This window comes from Pirellulaceae bacterium (assembly GCA_019636385.1).
Classification (GTDB): Bacteria; Planctomycetota; Planctomycetia; order Pirellulales; family Pirellulaceae; genus Aureliella.
Window position 1 is genome coordinate 378,171 of sequence record JAHBXT010000002.1, and the last position, 16,189, is coordinate 394,359.

The window sequence follows — 16,189 nt, forward strand, 5'->3', positions numbered from 1 at the left end:
GCATTGAAGCTAACAAAAACTCAATTACAAACGCTCTATCGGTGGGAGCATGGCGGGCTGGCTTTCAGAGGGATCATACTTGCCGTCGCAGCTGCGCTCTTGAGCCCAACAGTCGGACTGGCGGATGAGCAGATTCGCGATCCAGCGCCATCGGAAGATAGGAGTCGTGTGTTAGCCATCGGGCGACAAGCCCTGGCTGTGTTGCGTAGCCGTTGTATGTCCTGTCATGGGCCGGAGAAGGCCGAATCGGGATTACGAGTCGATTCAATGGAAGCTCTACTGACCGGCGGGGACCGCGGCTCGGCCATTGATAGGATGCACCCCCATCGGTCGTGGCTGATCAGGTCGATCTTGGGTGAAGATGATCTGGAGATGCCTCCCAAGCTTCCGCTCAGTGCGAGCGAGATCGCTCTCCTTAAGCAATGGGTGCAGATGGGAGCAGTTTGGGAGGAGCCCGACGATGCACAGGCTCACAACCCGTTGAACGATACGTCGCAGAATCGTGAAATGACGGAGTCAGAAACGCCGGCTGCCGAGCATCTGGGCGACGCGTGGACCGACCCTCGCAACCCGATTGTTCGGCTGTTTGGCGGCGAGCGGCTGGAGCTATGGTCGTTCAGGCCAATTCAGCGATCTAGCTTGCCACCAGTTCGGCAGCTTGATTGGATTCGTGGTGATCTGGATCGTTTTCCGTTGTCAGCGCTGGAAGCCATGGGGGCAGTGCCACCGAAGTCTGCAGATCGCCGCACTTTGGCGCGGCGACTGTTTTTCGATCTGACAGGTTTGCCGCCTACGATCGAGCAAGTCGAGCAGTTCGTACAGGGCACTGCAGCAGACGATACTCAGCGGTTGGTCGACCAATTGCTCGAATCACCGCGATTTGGCGAGCACTGGGGACGCTGGTGGTTAGACGCCGTCCGCTACAGCGACAGCAACGGTTTTGATTGGGACGAATTCCGGCCTCAAGCCTGGAGGTTTCGTGATTACGTGATTCGTTCACTCAATGCCGATAAGCCGTTGGATCAGTTCATCCGCGAGCAGTTGGCTGGCGATGAATTGTTGGAGGGGCCGCCGCAAACACCCCGCGAGCAGGACCGACTGATTGCCACCGGATTTCTGCGGATGGGACCGCACGACAATGCTGCGGGGTTGTTCAATGAACAGGATCGAAGTCGCGACGAATTATTGACTGATTTGGTGGAGACGACAGGTAGCGCCCTATTAGGAATGACGCTCTCCTGCTGTCGATGCCATGATCACAAGTTTGATCCGCTTTCGCACGAAGACTATTTTCGATTGCGGGCTTTTTTTGCGGGCGTGCAGTTTGCAGATGACTTGCCCATTGATCTTCCGGAACAATTGCAGGCGATTGCGCAGCATAACAAGCCACTGGATACGCAGGCTGAGGAACTAGACCAGTCGCGAAAGGCCCTGGTGCAAATGATTACTCGGCGCGTCAGGCAGGTCGAGTCCGATACGTCAGCCACCGTGCTATCGAGTTCGAACACTGCTGATTCAAACTCCGCAGATGACAGCACTGCGGCATCAGAACTCAGTGAAAAAGAATTGATGGCGGCGGCTAACCAGTCGGAAAGGCAGCAAATGGAAGCTCTGCAAACCGAATTAGATGCGCTCCGGCAGCGCCGTCTCAAAGAGACAACCGCCATGTTGATGATTGAGTCCAGCCAAATGCCGATGACTTATGTGCTGAATCAAGGCGACTACAAATCACCTCGGCAACCGGTACTACCCGGTGTATTTTCTGCATTGAACCCGAACCCACTTTCTGTCGTCAAACCGTTGCGGGCAGCCAGTTCGGGACGGCGATTGACACTGGCCGAATGGATTGTCTCCAATGAAAATCCACTCACGGCCCGAGTGATCGTCAATCGCGTTTGGCAGAACCTGTTTGGCGAAGGGATAGTGCGCACACCGGACGACTTCGGTCTTTCCGGCCTGCCGCCGGACCAACCTGAGTTGCTGGACTGGTTGGCTGCTGAATTTGTCGAGCAAGGGTGGTCGCTCAAGCGGTTGATTCGCACGATCGTGCTCAGTGCTCACTATCAGCAGGTGGCACATTACAGTCAGCCGTCCGATGAACTGGCCCCCCTGGTACGTCGTCCGAGGAGGCTGTCGGCAGAACAGTTGCGAGATGCTGTGCTAAGCGTTTCGGGGCTTCTGACCGACAAGCTGGATGGACCGCCGATGTGGCCCGATCTCCCACGTGAGGTGTTGGAAGCCAATCCTGCCTTTCTGGACGACAACGAGTTGAAAGTCAAAGGCTGGTATCCATCGCCGGCCCAGCAGCAATATTGCCGTAGTATTTTCCTAGTTCAGAAGCGAAACACGCGGCTGCCATTCATGGAAGCCTTTGATCAACCGGAAAACTCGGTGCCGTGTGCCAGACGCCGCAGTTCCGTCGTCGCTCCACAAGCTTTGGTCATGCTGAACGGGCCACTATCTTCCGCCGCTGCTCGCGAACTTGAGCAGAGACTGAACGCCATCCAAGGCAGCGACCTGCAGCGATTGGAGCAACTCTTCCGGTGGACATTGCAGAGGTCTCCAACGGTTGCCGAAGTGGAGCAGTGTCTGCCATTATTGAATCGATCCGGATGGGGCGAACTGTCACGTGCCATCCTAAACGTCAATGAATTTGCGTACCTCGACTAAACACAGGCTCCTCCTTGTAACCCTTGATTTAGCCAGCCTCATTGGTAGACTCAGACGAGTTCAGATTACCCAACAGTCGCGTTACTATCCCAGATGGGTTGCGTCGTCCTCGAACTCAGGTGCTAGGCTATGAATTCCAATTCGCAAACATGGGCCATGCTCATTCACTTTTCAGTTTTCCTGGGGTACGTGGTTCCATTTGCAGGGCTCATCGCTCCGATCCTGATCTGGCAATTGAAAAAAGAAGATTTTCCGGAGATCGAAGCTCACGGAAAAATGGTGTTGAACTTTTTGATCAGCATGTTGATCTACAGTTTGGTTGCGTTCCTGCTCACCTTTGTGTTCGTAGGTCTGTTCCTGTTTTTCGCATTGATGATCGTGGGGATCGTTTTCCCGATCATCGGCGGCATCAAAGCCAACAACGGAGTGCTTTGGACCTATCCAGGCATGTTGCAATTGGTCAAGTGAGTCAGGGGAACTTCAGTTAGGCGGCGAAGCTCTCTCCAATTATTCTTACCTCGCAATTCGTTCATCGGACTGAAACAGCGAATTCCAGTCTCTGGCACCATGCACAATTCCGGCGATTGCTACTCCTTTCGGGATAGTGTAGATGAATACAAGATAGTTGCATGCCGGATTTTGAGGTGTAAACACTTGCACCTCAGCTCCCAAGTCGTTTCGCCAAGTTCCGATTTCCGGATGCTCGGCAATTAGCTGAAAGGTATCAAAGAGCCGGTCAGGGATGGTCGCTGCGGCGACGTCGTTAGAAGCCCCGATCGCAATCGACTCAAGATCGTTCAGTGCGATTCTGGCAAGTCGATCAAGCCTTTTATCACAAACTCGATTTGCCCTTCGAGCGGCTTTTCAGCTGAATGAGGTATTCCAAGAGGGACTCATCGTCAAATTCGACGAATCCCCCAGCGTCCCATTGACGGCGTCCCTCGGCAATCCGTTGTACCAACTCATTTCTCTTGCGCAGCAGCGCCACACTCACGTCAAGCGCTTGTTGGCGATTCACGAAAATCCCATCTGCGACTAGCCTGGAGATAACGGCTTGTTCTCTGGTGACAAAGCGGTCGACACGGTTTCCTCGCTTTACATTTCCATTATGGCAGGGCGGGTCCTACAATTGAACGCCTGCTTCTTGTACCCTCACCGTACACCACTATTCTTCGACCTATCCGCTTGAAATTGGAATACCACAAACGCAAGCCGCTGGTGTCAATTGTCAGAATGATGGCCCCGGCCCGCTGAAGGGGCGGAACCAACTATCCATCAGAGTGTAATAGGCAGTCTGAACAGCATGAAGAACGCTGCCTGAAATAGGAAGTGCCGTTGTTCGATCCCGAACACCGCCTCAGACAGCTCAGTTGTGAGACGATGTTCTGTCCGCGAAACCGACCTGTTGCTTTGAGCGGAAGCGCAATTTACGGTTCCCGGTCATGGGGTGTGTTGCGGTCATTCTGGGAACGAGCGTTAATAACCCGCATCTCGTCCCTGCAAGACTAATCTTCAGCGCAATGGACTATGGTTTCTACCAATATTGCACGCCTACGGGGTAGCGAATCCTCCCGTAGGGGCACAATATTGGTAGCAAGCCCGCTTGATCCAGCGCAGCACCTGTCCTGTAGGGACATGACGTAAGTAGCTCAGCGATGACAGATGCGGATGAGGCGGTAGCCGTCGGGTTTGGTTTCCAGGGTGTCAATCCAGTGGGCGGACTGCCAGGTGTAACGTATTTGCAGGCGCTGAAGTTGTCCGCCAAGCAGGCCGGCGAGCGCTAATTGCAGATGTTGCGGCGAGGCTGTACGGTGCTCTGAAGAAGTGTCGCTCAATAGCCCGGGGGCTAACAAGGTGACGTTGGTGGCCAGGCTTGGGATGTCATTGAAAAGATCCTCAAGCTCTTGACCGTTTATCAGCGCTTGACTGATCGGTGGTAGTTGCGAGAGGTCCATGCCATCGTGATTGGGCGGTTGCTCCAGTGGTTGCAGACCATGGCGACTGGAGGCGATGCCTTGCCGATCGGAATCCGAATCCACAGTGATGGCTGGCTCGCTATCGCTATCGGATAATCGTAAGCGGAACCAATCGCGGCGGCTCAGTTGTGGTTGGCTCATCAGTGGATTACCTTACGCGGGTTGAAGAAGCCAATTGTAGCTACCGTCTCTAGACGGTGGACATGGCAGACTCATCAATCAATAACCTTAGGGGGTTCGAGGAAAGCTGGCTGGGGATTGAGTTTTACCTGCTCAAAAGTCGCCGCTGGCGCGTGGCACTGCTGGCACTCTTGACGCCAAGGATGTGTGGTCCGCAATCCAAGCAGCGCACCCGGCCCGTGGCAGCTCAGGCAATCCTGGCGCATCCAGGTGGCGTGCGGGATCTGCGGCGGAGCACCGGGATAGGCGCGAGGGCCACCGCTGGGCGCTGGTAGTCCGACGAAGGTTGTCTCACCAAACAGATTCGGCGGCAGGTGCTGCGGATTGTGCTCGACATGGCACTGAGTGCAGCCTGCCAAGTAGGGATGCGACATCTGCGAGGCACGCACCGTGGATAGGCTCAGACCAGCTCCGTGGCAAGCAATACAGGCGGCTGATGAGAGTTGGTCGATCGGATGCGGCACGGTGGGCGGTGCACCGTTGAATGCCCGATTGGCGCTTCGCTGCGCCAGTGCAGCGACCTTGTCAGTCGGTTCAATCGTGATCGTTTCGTTAAGCGACCTGGCAGTTTGCAGCTCGGAGAAGTTCGCAGGTGGTGAACGGCGCGAGCGCGTCAGCAGCGACATTTGGCTATAGTGTGTCGCAGGTACAACGCTGTCAACTATCGAGTTCAGCGGCGTGGTGGCGATTGGTCTGTCTATGACGGTAGCCGCTGCTGGGCCGGACTCCAGCGCAGTCTCGTAGCGGTGCATGGGAGATTGCAGGCCGGTAAAATAGCCGACGACAGCCAACGACATGACCGTGGCTGCCAGTATCCATCGCAGGCCGCTCTGTTCGCTCCGGTTCATGACGACACCTTAGCGATTCGTACGGCACTTTTCTTGTAGTCGGGCTCTTTGGAAAATGGATCCACTGCGTCCAATGTCAGGTCGTTGACCAACAATGTCTCGTCGAAGAACGGAATGAACACAGTTCCCGGCGGTGGATAACCACGACCGTTGATCCAGACTTGGATCTTCAGCGAGCCGCGCCGCGATTGTACTTGAACCCAGTCGCCATTGGATAAATTCGCCGCACGAGCGTCGTCTGGATGGATTTCCAAGTAGGCTCCGGGCATGGCACGGCTAAGCTGTGGAACGCGACGCGTCATGGTGCCGGTGTGCCAGTGTTCCAACACGCGGCCCGTACACAACATCAGCGGATAATCCTGGTCGGGCACTTCTGCCGGCGGCTCCCAGGGATGAAACCAGATTTGAGCACGATCATCGTTAGTGCTAGAGTGATAAAACTGAATGCCTTTGCCTGCCGCAACGTAGGGATCAAAACCTTCGGAGAATCGCAGGCGAGTTTCCTGCCACTGGCCGTCCTTTTCGATGACCGGCCAACGCAGTCCGCGTGCCTTGACATATTCTGCGTAGGGTGCCAGGTCCTTGTGCTTCATGCGCGAGAACGGGCGGTACTCCTCAAACAGTCGCTCGTCCACGTTGATGTCGTAATAATGTTCCCATTGCCAAACGGGTACGATGCGACCACTGTCGTCGGTCATTTCAAACAAAAAGCCGCCCTCGCGATTGCGCATGCCTTCCATGCCGCGCTGATACAGCCGGTGTGCAACGGCGATGGTTTGCCAGCAGTCATCACGTGCCTCGCCGGGTGGCTCGACCTGTTTGAACCACTGCTGGGTGCGTCGTTCGGAGTTGCCAAACATGCCGTTCTTTTCGACCCACATGGCTGACGGCAGGATCAAGTCGGCCAGCCGCGTGGTAGCGGTGGGGTAGACATCGCTGACGATCAAAAACTTGTCGGCCAGATTGGCTTTGGGGTTGAACAGCTTGTTCAGATTCGGCAGTGACTGACCTGGGTTAGTCACCTGGACCCACAGCGTCCCGATTTCTCCGCCTTGCTCGGTGGGCGTACAGAAGCTCTCCCACATCTGCACGGTGTGGAAGCCCGGCTTGGGGTTGATGCGACCTTCGGGCACATTCCACATCTGCTCGCATTGCTGGCGATGCTGGGCGTTGGCGATTAGCCGACCACCGGGCAAAGCGTGCGCTAGTGTGCCGACTTCGCGCGCGGTCCCGCAGGCTGAGGGTTGTCCAGTCAGGCTCGTGGGAGCATCCCCTGGTCGGCCAAAATGTCCGCTCAGCAAGTGAATCCCGTGAATCAAGTTGTTGATGGCGGTTCCTCGCGTATGCTGGTTGACTCCCATGCACCACAGCGAAGTAATTCTCAGGGCTGGATTGCCGAACAATTCTCCCAGCATCACGATCTTCTCGGCGGGCACACCCGACAATTCTTCCACTTTCTGCGGCGTGTAGTACTCGACGCGCCGTCGATACTCTTCAAACGAGATCGACTGGCCGTGGAGATTGGGATTGTTGTCGTCAGGCGCTTTGAAGTTGCAGTAAGACTCTGCAAACGCGCGGCTGTAGGTGCCGTGCTTAATAAGCTGGTGGGCGATGCCGTTGGCGATGGCTAGGTCGCCATGACCTTTCATTTCCAGGTAGTGCTGACAGTGCTCGGTGGTACGCGTGCGGCGGGTGCCGATGTCGATCAGCGTAACTTGCTGGCCTTGACTACGACGATTGATAACGCGAGAAAACAGCACAGGATGCATTTCCGACGGATTGTTGCCCCACATGATCAGTACATCACAATGGTCCAAGTCGTCGTAGCAGCCAGCCGGTTCGTCGACGCCATAAGTGGCTAAGAAGCCGGTGACGGCCGAGGCCATGCACAGTCGCGCGTTGGGGTCGATGTGGTTGTTGGACAGCCCGGCCTTCATAAACTTTTGGGCGGCATAGCCTTCGGGAATAGTCCATTGACCGGAACCGTAGAAGGCGAACCGCGCCGGTGCGGCTTGGATGCGATCGGCGATGATGTCCAGTGCTCGGTCCCAGGAAATCGCTTGATAGCTGTCACCCTGTCGCAACAGAGGCTTAGTCAATCGGTCTTTGCCGTACAAGATTCCGCCGACGTGATACCCTTTGACGCACAGCAACCCGCGGTTGACCTCAGCGTCCTTGTCACCGGCAATGGCAACCACTCGGCCAGCCTGCACACCGACCTGCACATGGCAGCCAGTACCACAGAAGCGGCAGGGTGCCTTATCCCACTGAATATCGCTCTGCCCGTCGGCTGTTGAATTGCTCTCCAAGATGGGCAGTATCGGAGCAGCCGACAAACTGCCGCTGGCGGCAGCCGCAGTGGCCATGCTGAGCGCCGAGGACTTTAGAAATTGTCGTCGCTCCCATGCCGTGAATGCTGAGCGGTCCATTGGACTGGTATTCATTGGTTACCTCGCGGGGATATCATCCGTCTGCGGAAATGTATCCGCAGGTTCAAAGAAAACGCTCACCACATCCACTGACATCACGCCTGGCAGTTCACGCAAGCGATCGTGTAGTCCCTGCATTTCCTGGCGATCGGCCGCCTCGCAGACCATTGGCAGAGCGGTACCCGCGACCGGCTGCCCGGGGTCACAATGATCCGTCTGAAGCAGGACTGACCGAGCCTGTTGGAGCAGGCTGACAGATTCAAAGCGAATGACCAAGCTGCTAATCATGTCATTCTTTCACAAAGAGTATCAATTGTTCGCGGCACAACTATTGCGCAGTCAGCGCCTGGCAGTACGCATTTCAGTCAGACACTGTTTGTCGGTAGGCCGACACTAGCTAAATCATGACCTATTAGTCTACAATTTAAGGACGTACTTCAGCAATGCCAGCGCGACGTCTCCCCAGGTACAATACCCAGTCAATCCGCGTTCAGCGGCATTGTCAACCATGGCTATGGTCGTTTGGGAGCGGCTTGGGGGCAATTATAGCGCTGGCAATCAGCCCCATTGTGCCGGTCAGGGGGCAAACGCAGGTTACTACCGCCACCGCAGTTGGTGAGATAGCTGACATTAACAGCATCGCCTTGGATATGCCGTCGCAGGCTGCAGGTTCGTCGAACGCTGAAGGAGTTGCGGGAGCCGCTTCGATTGTCCCGGGTCAAGTCACGGAGGATGCAGAGGCTGAAGCCCAAAAGAAGGCCAAAGCTGCTGCGGATGCCCGAAAGAAGCAGGAGGAGTTGAAGAAAAAGGTGGCGACGGCTCACAAGCCAGTCTACTATCTGAACGATTTCTCCTACGTGCTTGACCCGGCCTATCGCGGCTACCAACTGGGTGATGGGCTCAAGCGCCGTCCATTGTTGCATAACGGTCGCTACGACATTGGTGGCGAATATCGACTGCGCTATCACAGTGAAAACAATATGCGCGGCTTGGGGTTAACCGGCAACGACGATGATTTTTTATTGCGTCGCAGTCGGTTGTATGGAAACTTCGAGCCCACCGAAAATCTACGCGTATTTGCCGAAATGATTGACGCGCGCAGCGACTTCGAGAATTTCAATCCGCGAGGAATCGAAGTCAACGAGTACGACATGTTGAATTTATTTGTCGATGCTCGGTTATGGTCTAATGGTGATAAGTCCCTGACCGCTCGTGCAGGCCGCCAAGAATTGCTATTTGGCGATCAACGCGTCATTTCGCCTTTGGACTGGGCCAATACGCGACGAACCTTTGACGGATATCGCGCGACTGCCAAAACTAAAACCTTAACTGTGGATGGATTTTGGACCAACCCGGTATTTCCCGATGCCCAGCGCTTTGACTCGCCGACCTTGGATCAAGAGTTTATGGGATTGTATACGTCATGCACAGCTCGTAAGAACGAGACCATTGACCTGTATGCTTTGCGATATTTAAACCATACTGGCGCAAATGATTACGACATCAATACACTTGGCTCGCGCTGGAATGGCAGCAGCGGTGATTTTCTATGGGATCTTGAAGGTGCCTACCAAGGCGGGCGTAACACCGATGGCTCCGACCATGATGCTGGTGCCTTTACCATCGGTGCGGGTCACAAGCTGAGTGCCTCTGAGACGAATCCGATCCTGTGGCTATACTTTGACTGGGCGTCCGGTGACGACGCACGTGGCGCCGGCAATGGCTACCACCATCTATTCCCGCTGGCCCACCGCTACAACGGCTTGATGGACCTCTATGGTCGCCGCAATTTGGGCGATGCTAATGCACTCTTGACCTGCAAGCCAACCAAGAAGCTGAATATGATCGTCTGGTATCATTACTTCTGGCTAGTCAATGGCAACGACACGCCTTACTCAGTCGTCATGACCCCGTTTAATCCAGGTAATGCACCGGGCAGCCGCGACTTGGGCCATGAATTGGACCTGCTAGGTATCTATGCCATCGCACCTCGCCAACAACTGCAGGTCGGCTTCTCCTACTTCTGGTCCGGAGCGTATTACTCGCGAACACCAGGCGTGCCGACCAGTAGCGACGCCAATTTTCTGTATACGCAGTGGTCTATTGCCTACTGAATCAGGTGGGCACCAATGCCATGCTGACGATTCAGAATTTTATTCACCGCGAAGGCGCGAAGTTCGCAAAGGGTGGTTGTTGTCGTGACGGGCTCCGCCATGAGACTCCTTCCAACAGTTTGTTCACCATTGGTTTGATGCCGTCTTTGATCAGGGGCGAGTTCCAGTTGACCAGGAAGCCAAGCCGGCGACCAGAAACCCTCAAATACGTCAGCAACTGGGCCTCATGGATTGGTGCCAGAGACGGCACAGATTTGTTTTCAACAAGGATGCATCCCGCGACCAGCATGCCGCTGCGATTCTCTGTCTCGATGTCCAGGCCCTTGACGATAACCGGCAATTCGACTTTGCATTGAACCTCGATCCTGCGGCTGCGTAGCTCGAAGGCCAGACCTGTCTGATAAGTCGATTCCAATAGTCCCGGGCCCAACGCACGATGCACGGTGAGCGTTGAATCCACAAGCTGTTTGGTAACGGCTTCAATCTCTTCCTTCGTCTTGCCCATATCCGCTCTTCCTCATGGCGCTCCCAACCTCAACTGAAATGCCCATTCGTCAGATTCGCGACCAAATGCCATGTCCGGCCTAACACGAACGGGCGGATGCGATAGAATTTGCGTTTTCTCTTTACGGAAATGTAGATAGCAACGTCTACAAATAAAGTGTATGATCTCTACGACTGCCGAATATGCTCTGCGTACCATCGTATTTTTGGCTGGGTCCCAGGACTCGGTTGTCAGTCGGCAAGAAATTGCCGAGGCGGTGGCCGTGCCAGTCGATTACCTGCACAAGGTGCTGAGCGCCTTGGACCAAGCAGGTATCGTCGAGCCCAAGCGCGGACCAGGAGGCGGTTATAGACTGATTCGTGATCCGGCAACATTGACGACGTTGGAAGTCATCGAGGCTGTCGACACGATTCCGCGCATCAAGCGTTGTCCCTTAGACATTCCCGGGCATGTTCAATTGTGCCCGCTGCATCGACTGCTGGATGAGGCGGCACAACGGGTCGAAGACGCATTTGGCAGGGTAACTATTTCAGAATTGGCCAGGACCAAGCGGAGTATATCGTCGTGCGCTTTTCCTCGCGTAACTTCCTAACGCTGTCGCATGCGACAGGTAATGTTTCCAGTCCGGTCTTGTTGGTGATTGTGTTAACGTTGAGTATGCTGGCGGTGTTACGCTGGCGGGTTGGTACAGCGACTGAACAGAGCCACAATCCACCACCGTCGGGCTATCAGTGGGCGCAAGGCTCCAGCCAGGCGGAGCCGAATGACGGATTGCATCCCGTCATAATCAATCAGCTTCCCACCACTTTGGCGCTGAACATCCAGGCGGGCACACGTGCTGACGACTCGATAACGGCGCAGTGTTCCGTTTGTCACGCCAACCGCAGGCCGAATTTTGAAATCCGCGCCGCTAGCGACTTGAGGGAGTTTCATCGCGACGTCAGCGTAGCTCACGGCAGCGTCAGTTGTCTGTCATGCCACAATCCCAGCGATTACCAGACGCTGCGGCTAGCCGATGGCACGCCGATACCGCTGCCAGACGTCATGCAACTGTGTGGCCAGTGTCATGGCCAGCAATTGCGCGAATACCAGCATGGTGTACATGGTGGCATGAACGGCTATTGGGATCGTCGCCGAGGACCGCAGTACAAAAACCATTGCATCGACTGCCACCCGCCGCACCATCCGAAATTTCCCAAGATGCAGACCGATTTTAAGCCTCAAGATCGATTTCTATCCGGTCCGAGCGCCAGGCCTGGAGGCGGATCGCATGACTAACCAGACATCACCCAAGCAAGCTGAGCCCATTCAGCTGCCGATAGTTGGACAAATGTCGTCCAGGCGAGTGGCCCTTAAAGCGGCCGGAGCAGCGCTAGGGCTGGCTGCCTTTGGCAAAGCTATCTCCCCGTTGTGGACGATTCCGGAGAACGTGTCGATCGAAGAGTTCCTGCAACGGCACTACAAGGAGCTGAGCGAAGATGATAAGCAAAAAATCTTTGCGCGATTGCAGGATGAAACCCAGCAGCGTTACGGTGCCGAGGTGACCATCTCCGATCCGCGCCCGATTCCAGGTGTGAAATTTGCCTATGCGATCAACCTCAGCAAATGCAACGGAAACGGCAAGTGCATGGAGGCCTGTGCAAAGGAGAATAATCATCATCGTGGCACACAGCAATCCTATATTCGCGTGTTGGAGATGTCCAAAGGTACGATGGACATGGAGCATGGCACGACGACCTATGAGGGTACGGTGCCCAAGCCGGACAAGTATTACATGCCGGTCCAGTGCCAGCAGTGTGACAATCCACCCTGCGTTAGCGTCTGCCCGGTCGAAGCGACGTGGAAGGAAGAGGATGGTATTGTGGTGGTCGATTACAACTGGTGCATTGGCTGTCGTTATTGCGAAGCCGCCTGTCCATACCACGCACGTCGCTTCAATTGGGAAGCACCACAGATTCCAGCCGACGAAATCAATCCCGATCAAGGCTACTTGTCCAACCGCGTGCGACCTCAGGGCACCATGGAAAAATGCCACTTCTGCCTGCATCGCACGCGCCAGGGGCGATTGCCAGCCTGCCTGGAGGCCTGTCCGACCGGAGCCCGCGTGTTTGGCGACTTGAATGACCCCGACTCCAGCATCAATTGGATACTCCAGCACAAACGCGTGTTTGTGCTGAAAGAAGACTTGGGAACTCGGCCCAGTTTTTTCTATTTCTTTGACTGAAAAGAACTGCCATGTCGTCAGGGACTTCCGTCACCAACATCACGCCGGCAGACGCCCAGCATGTGGTGCGCAGTTACCCCAAATTCATTCTGTGGGGCATAGATGAAGCCACCAACGGCAATCTGCTGTTCTATGTTTGGATGTTTGCGCTCACCGCCGTTGCCTTGGTAGGGGCCAATGCCTGGGCTGTTCAGGTCCACGACGGCATGATTGTCACCAACATGACCGACCATGTGAGTTGGGGATTGTATATCGCCAATTTTACCTTCATGGTTGGTGTGGCGGCCGGCGGGGTGATGATGGTCATTCCGGCCTATCTGTACCACGATCGCAAGATGCACGATGTGGTGATTGTCGGCGAGATATTGGCTATCGCCGCCATTGTCATGTGCTTGCTGTTTGTGACGGTGGATCTCGGGCGCCCCGAAAGGTTTTGGCACTTAATCCCCGGTATTGGGCGGTTCAATTGGCCCATGTCAATGCTCACCTGGGATGTCATCGTGCTGAACGTCTACCTCCTGCTAAACATGCACATCTGTGGATATCTGATGTACATGCGGTTCTTGGGGCGAACGCCCAACAAGACGTGGTACATACCCTTTGTGATGGTGTCGATCTTTTGGGCAATTTCCATTCATACGGTGACCGCTTTCCTGTACAGCGGATTGGGGGGGCGACCGTTTTGGAATACGGCACTGTTGGCACCACGTTTTTTGGCCAGCGCCTTTGTGGCTGGGCCAGCTTTAATACTGATTCTATTTCAAGTCATCCAGCGGACGGCTGGAATTCGCTTGGATGAGGGGCCTGCTCGCGTGCTGATCGGCATCGTGCGCGTGACGGTGCTGGTCAATTTGCTAATGGTGGTGTCGGAGGTGTTCACCGAGTTCTATTCGGGCGGCGCGCATACCGCTGCGGCGCGCTATCTGTTCTTTGGATTGCACGGACATTCTGCGCTGGTACCCTGGATTTGGACCGCCATCGCCTTTGACCTCGTGGCCGCCGGGCTATTTCTGTCTCCGTGGATTTACTCAAGTCCCATGGTGCGCTGGATAGCCTGTTGTCTGGCCTTCGTAGGCGCCTGGATTGAAAAGGGCATGGGCTTGGTCGTGCCCGGCTTCATTCCCAGTACGCTGCACGAGATCGTCGAGTACACGCCGAGTCTGACCGAATGGAAGGTCAGCGTAGGCATCTGGGCATTGGGGCTGATGATCTTGACCGTATTATTGAAGCTGGCGATCGCCGTCTTTCGTCGGACGCTGGCCGAGCATTGAGTGCTGATGTGTGCCACCGTTATTCGAAAGAGTGACTTAATGTTTAAACACATAGTAATGTGCTGTTTGTCATTATGCATCCTACTGATGGGACTGAATGAACCTGGCCGCACCTGCTGCGCAGAAGCAGTTCAATCGTCCCAGCCGAATATCGTGTTTATCATGGCGGACGATCTGGGGTGGGCCGATGTTGGATTCCACGGAGGCAATGTTGCCACGCCCAATCTAGACCGCCTGCGCGGGGCGGGGGTCGAGTTGACGCAGCATTACGTCGCACCCGTTTGCAGCCCAACGCGTACCGGGCTGATGACCGGGCGTTACTGGAGCCGCTATGGTGTGACGCAGCCGCAGGCAACTCGCGCACTCCCCTTTGAAACCGTGACATTGCCGAAGGCCCTGAAAGCATGCGGCTACCAGACCTGCATTGCCGGAAAATGGCATTTAGGCTCGTTGCCGCAGTGGGGACCACAACATTTCGGCTTCGACCACAGCTATGGTTCGTTGGGTGGCGGAGTTGGTCCCTACGACCACTCGTACAAGCGTGGCATCTACCAGCGGACTTGGCATCGCAACGGCCAATTGATCGACGAATCCGGCCATGTCACCGACTTGATTACGCGCGAGGCACTTCAGTGGATCGCTGGCAGCGGCGAGGCTCCGTTCTTGTTGTATGTGCCGTTTACCGCCGTGCATTTGCCAGTCAAGGAGCCGGATGAGTATTTGTTACGAGTGCCGGCCGCGATTACCGAACGGGTTGCTAGGCATTATGCAGCCAGCATCATTCATTTGGACGAGGCGGTTGGAAAAATTATGCAAGCCATCCAGGACAAGGGGCAGACGCAGCAGACGCTGATCGTCTTCACCAGTGACAACGGTGCCAGCAACGCCGAGAATCATGGCCAAGACTATCCGCCGGATGACTATCCCTCAGGCAAATTGCCAGGCAACAACCGCCCGCTACGAGGCAAGAAGGGCGATGGCTACGAAGGCGGTACTCGGGTACCTACCTTGGTCGCCTGGCCTTCGGTAATACCCGCCGGATCCGTCTGTCACACACCAGTGCATATCACTGATTGGATGCCCACTTTCTGTAGGTTGGCCGGCTATAGCGCATCAGCAGCTTTGAATTGGGATGGTGCCGACATCTGGCCGGCAGTCGTCGGACGTGGAGACAGTGACCAGTTCCTGACTCAGCGTGCCCTGTACTCGGTAACGCCGGCATTTCGAGCGTTGGTGTTGCGAGTCGGAGATTGGAAGTTGATTCAGTTTTCCGACAGCGATCAGGAGGCCGAGCGAGTCGAGTTGTACAACATCAGCAATGATCCCAGTGAGACCCGCAACGTGGCTACCGACTATCCGGAGAAACGGGCAGAACTCATGCACCGCCTAGAGCAGACCTCAAGTAGTTGTAGCGGCTGTATTCTTCAGGCGATATCCGGCATGGATAATGTAGTTGAGGCATTCCTTCGGATGGAATCGGTCGACCAGTTTGCCAACTGCGTTCCAGAGGGCTTGGACGGTCCGGGTCGCCTCGCTTCGAATCAGCCACTTTAGTTTACTGTAGAGATTTTCGATCGGGTTCAGGTCGGGCGAGTATGGGGGAAGGTAGCGAACCTCGGCGCCAACCGACTCGATGGCTTCGACGACTCCGGCGACTTTGTGCGCCGAGAGATTGTCCATGACGACAATGTCTTTATAGCGAAGCTCTTTGCAGAACTGCTGTTTTATCCAAGCTAGAAAGACCGAACCGTTCACCGGCCCATCAATGACCAATGGAGATACGATTCCTTCGGATCGTAGTCCCATCAATACAGTCGTGGTTTTCCAATGGCCGTGGGGGATCATTTCGATGATTCGCTTGCCCGGGAGGGCTCTACCTCGCAAGCGTGACATATTTGTTTTTGCCCAAGTCTCATCCAGAAAGACAAATCGCCTTGCGTCCAGGTGTGGCACCGAACGACGCCATCGCAGC

15 protein-coding genes are annotated in these 16,189 nt (G+C 55.4%); 8 read left to right on the forward strand and 7 right to left on the reverse strand.

Going from position 1 to position 16,189, the window contains the following annotated elements; genetic code table 11:
- Window positions 1–99: 99 nt before the first annotated feature.
- Both KF752_07195 and KF752_07200 read left to right on the forward strand, forming a co-directional pair.
- Entirely contained in the window at window positions 100–2,670 is a 2,571-nt protein-coding gene (locus KF752_07195; GenBank protein ID MBX3421327.1) for a DUF1553 domain-containing protein, read from the forward strand.
- 129 nt (window positions 2,671–2,799) lie between these two features.
- Window positions 2,800–3,138, forward strand: coding sequence for a DUF4870 domain-containing protein (locus tag KF752_07200; GenBank protein MBX3421328.1), 339 nt, complete (start codon window positions 2,800–2,802; stop codon window positions 3,136–3,138).
- 45 nt (window positions 3,139–3,183) lie between these two features.
- Here KF752_07200 and KF752_07205 read toward each other — a convergent pair whose 3' ends face one another.
- The 6 genes from KF752_07205 to KF752_07230 all read right to left on the reverse strand — a co-directional run bounded on the left by KF752_07205 (window position 3,184) and on the right by KF752_07230 (window position 8,391).
- Window positions 3,184–3,477, reverse strand: a complete 294-nt coding sequence (locus KF752_07205) for a type II toxin-antitoxin system RelE/ParE family toxin (GenBank protein MBX3421329.1) — start codon at window positions 3,475–3,477, stop codon at window positions 3,184–3,186.
- Between the two features lie 25 nt (window positions 3,478–3,502).
- A complete protein-coding gene (locus KF752_07210; GenBank protein MBX3421330.1) occupies window positions 3,503–3,688 on the reverse strand; it encodes a hypothetical protein in 186 nt (61 codons plus the stop codon).
- Between the two features lie 631 nt (window positions 3,689–4,319).
- A complete protein-coding gene (locus KF752_07215) occupies window positions 4,320–4,787 on the reverse strand; it encodes a hypothetical protein (protein ID MBX3421331.1) in 468 nt (155 codons plus the stop codon).
- Between the two features lie 74 nt (window positions 4,788–4,861).
- On the reverse strand, window positions 4,862–5,674 hold the full coding sequence (locus tag KF752_07220; GenBank protein MBX3421332.1) for a diheme cytochrome c precursor: 813 nt from the start codon (window positions 5,672–5,674) through the stop codon (window positions 4,862–4,864).
- Entirely contained in the window at window positions 5,671–8,040 is a 2,370-nt protein-coding gene (locus KF752_07225; GenBank protein ID MBX3421333.1) for a molybdopterin-dependent oxidoreductase, read from the reverse strand. Before KF752_07225 ends, KF752_07220 begins: the two co-directional genes overlap by 4 nt.
- A gap of 81 nt (window positions 8,041–8,121) precedes the next feature.
- Entirely contained in the window at window positions 8,122–8,391 is a 270-nt protein-coding gene (locus tag KF752_07230) for a hypothetical protein (GenBank protein MBX3421334.1), read from the reverse strand.
- 155 nt (window positions 8,392–8,546) lie between these two features.
- On the opposite strand from KF752_07230, the gene KF752_07235 reads away from it, so the two are divergent.
- Window positions 8,547–10,217: an alginate export family protein gene (locus tag KF752_07235; protein MBX3421335.1), complete on the forward strand. Its 1,671-nt coding sequence runs from the start codon at window positions 8,547–8,549 to the stop codon at window positions 10,215–10,217.
- 43 nt (window positions 10,218–10,260) lie between these two features.
- Here the strand turns inward: KF752_07235 and KF752_07240 are convergent, their stop codons facing one another.
- Window positions 10,261–10,722 carry a GxxExxY protein gene (locus tag KF752_07240; protein MBX3421336.1) on the reverse strand — a complete coding sequence of 154 codons (462 nt, stop codon included), beginning with the start codon at window positions 10,720–10,722 and terminating at the stop codon, window positions 10,261–10,263.
- 160 nt (window positions 10,723–10,882) lie between these two features.
- Here KF752_07240 and KF752_07245 point away from each other — a divergent pair, with 160 nt between their 5' ends.
- From KF752_07245 to KF752_07265, 5 genes are read left to right on the forward strand one after another with little or no spacing between them, the layout of a single operon-like run.
- Window positions 10,883–11,314, forward strand: a complete 432-nt coding sequence (locus KF752_07245) for an Rrf2 family transcriptional regulator (protein ID MBX3421337.1) — start codon at window positions 10,883–10,885, stop codon at window positions 11,312–11,314.
- Entirely contained in the window at window positions 11,287–12,000 is a 714-nt protein-coding gene (locus tag KF752_07250; GenBank protein ID MBX3421338.1) for a hypothetical protein, read from the forward strand. Before KF752_07245 ends, KF752_07250 begins: the two co-directional genes overlap by 28 nt.
- Window positions 11,993–12,946, forward strand: coding sequence for a 4Fe-4S dicluster domain-containing protein (locus KF752_07255; protein ID MBX3421339.1), 954 nt, complete (start codon window positions 11,993–11,995; stop codon window positions 12,944–12,946). Before KF752_07250 ends, KF752_07255 begins: the two co-directional genes overlap by 8 nt.
- A gap of 11 nt (window positions 12,947–12,957) precedes the next feature.
- Window positions 12,958–14,217: a polysulfide reductase NrfD gene (gene nrfD, locus KF752_07260; protein ID MBX3421340.1), complete on the forward strand. Its 1,260-nt coding sequence runs from the start codon at window positions 12,958–12,960 to the stop codon at window positions 14,215–14,217.
- Between the two features lie 39 nt (window positions 14,218–14,256).
- The gene (locus tag KF752_07265; GenBank protein ID MBX3421341.1) at window positions 14,257–15,771 is read left to right on the forward strand and encodes a sulfatase-like hydrolase/transferase; all 1,515 of its coding nucleotides are present in this window, start codon (window positions 14,257–14,259) and stop codon (window positions 15,769–15,771) included.
- The last annotated feature ends 418 nt before the right edge of the window (window positions 15,772–16,189 follow it).

Bases quoted from the DNA above. Each gene is read 5' to 3' on its own strand.
- KF752_07245 (MBX3421337.1), top strand. From the start codon at position 10,883: ATGATCTCTACGACTGCCGAATATGCTCTGCGTACCATCGTATTTTTG.
- KF752_07230 (MBX3421334.1), bottom strand. From the start codon at position 8,391: ATGATTAGCAGCTTGGTCATTCGCTTTGAATCTGTCAGCCTGCTCCAA.
- KF752_07220 (MBX3421332.1), bottom strand. From the start codon at position 5,674: ATGAACCGGAGCGAACAGAGCGGCCTGCGATGGATACTGGCAGCCACG.
- KF752_07265 (MBX3421341.1), top strand. From the start codon at position 14,257: ATGTTTAAACACATAGTAATGTGCTGTTTGTCATTATGCATCCTACTG.
- KF752_07215 (MBX3421331.1), bottom strand. From the start codon at position 4,787: ATGAGCCAACCACAACTGAGCCGCCGCGATTGGTTCCGCTTACGATTA.
- KF752_07200 (MBX3421328.1), top strand. From the start codon at position 2,800: ATGAATTCCAATTCGCAAACATGGGCCATGCTCATTCACTTTTCAGTT.
- KF752_07225 (MBX3421333.1), bottom strand. From the start codon at position 8,040: ATGGCCACTGCGGCTGCCGCCAGCGGCAGTTTGTCGGCTGCTCCGATA.
- KF752_07240 (MBX3421336.1), bottom strand. From the start codon at position 10,722: ATGGGCAAGACGAAGGAAGAGATTGAAGCCGTTACCAAACAGCTTGTG.
- KF752_07235 (MBX3421335.1), top strand. From the start codon at position 8,547: ATGCCAGCGCGACGTCTCCCCAGGTACAATACCCAGTCAATCCGCGTT.
- nrfD (MBX3421340.1), top strand. From the start codon at position 12,958: ATGTCGTCAGGGACTTCCGTCACCAACATCACGCCGGCAGACGCCCAG.
- KF752_07255 (MBX3421339.1), top strand. From the start codon at position 11,993: ATGACTAACCAGACATCACCCAAGCAAGCTGAGCCCATTCAGCTGCCG.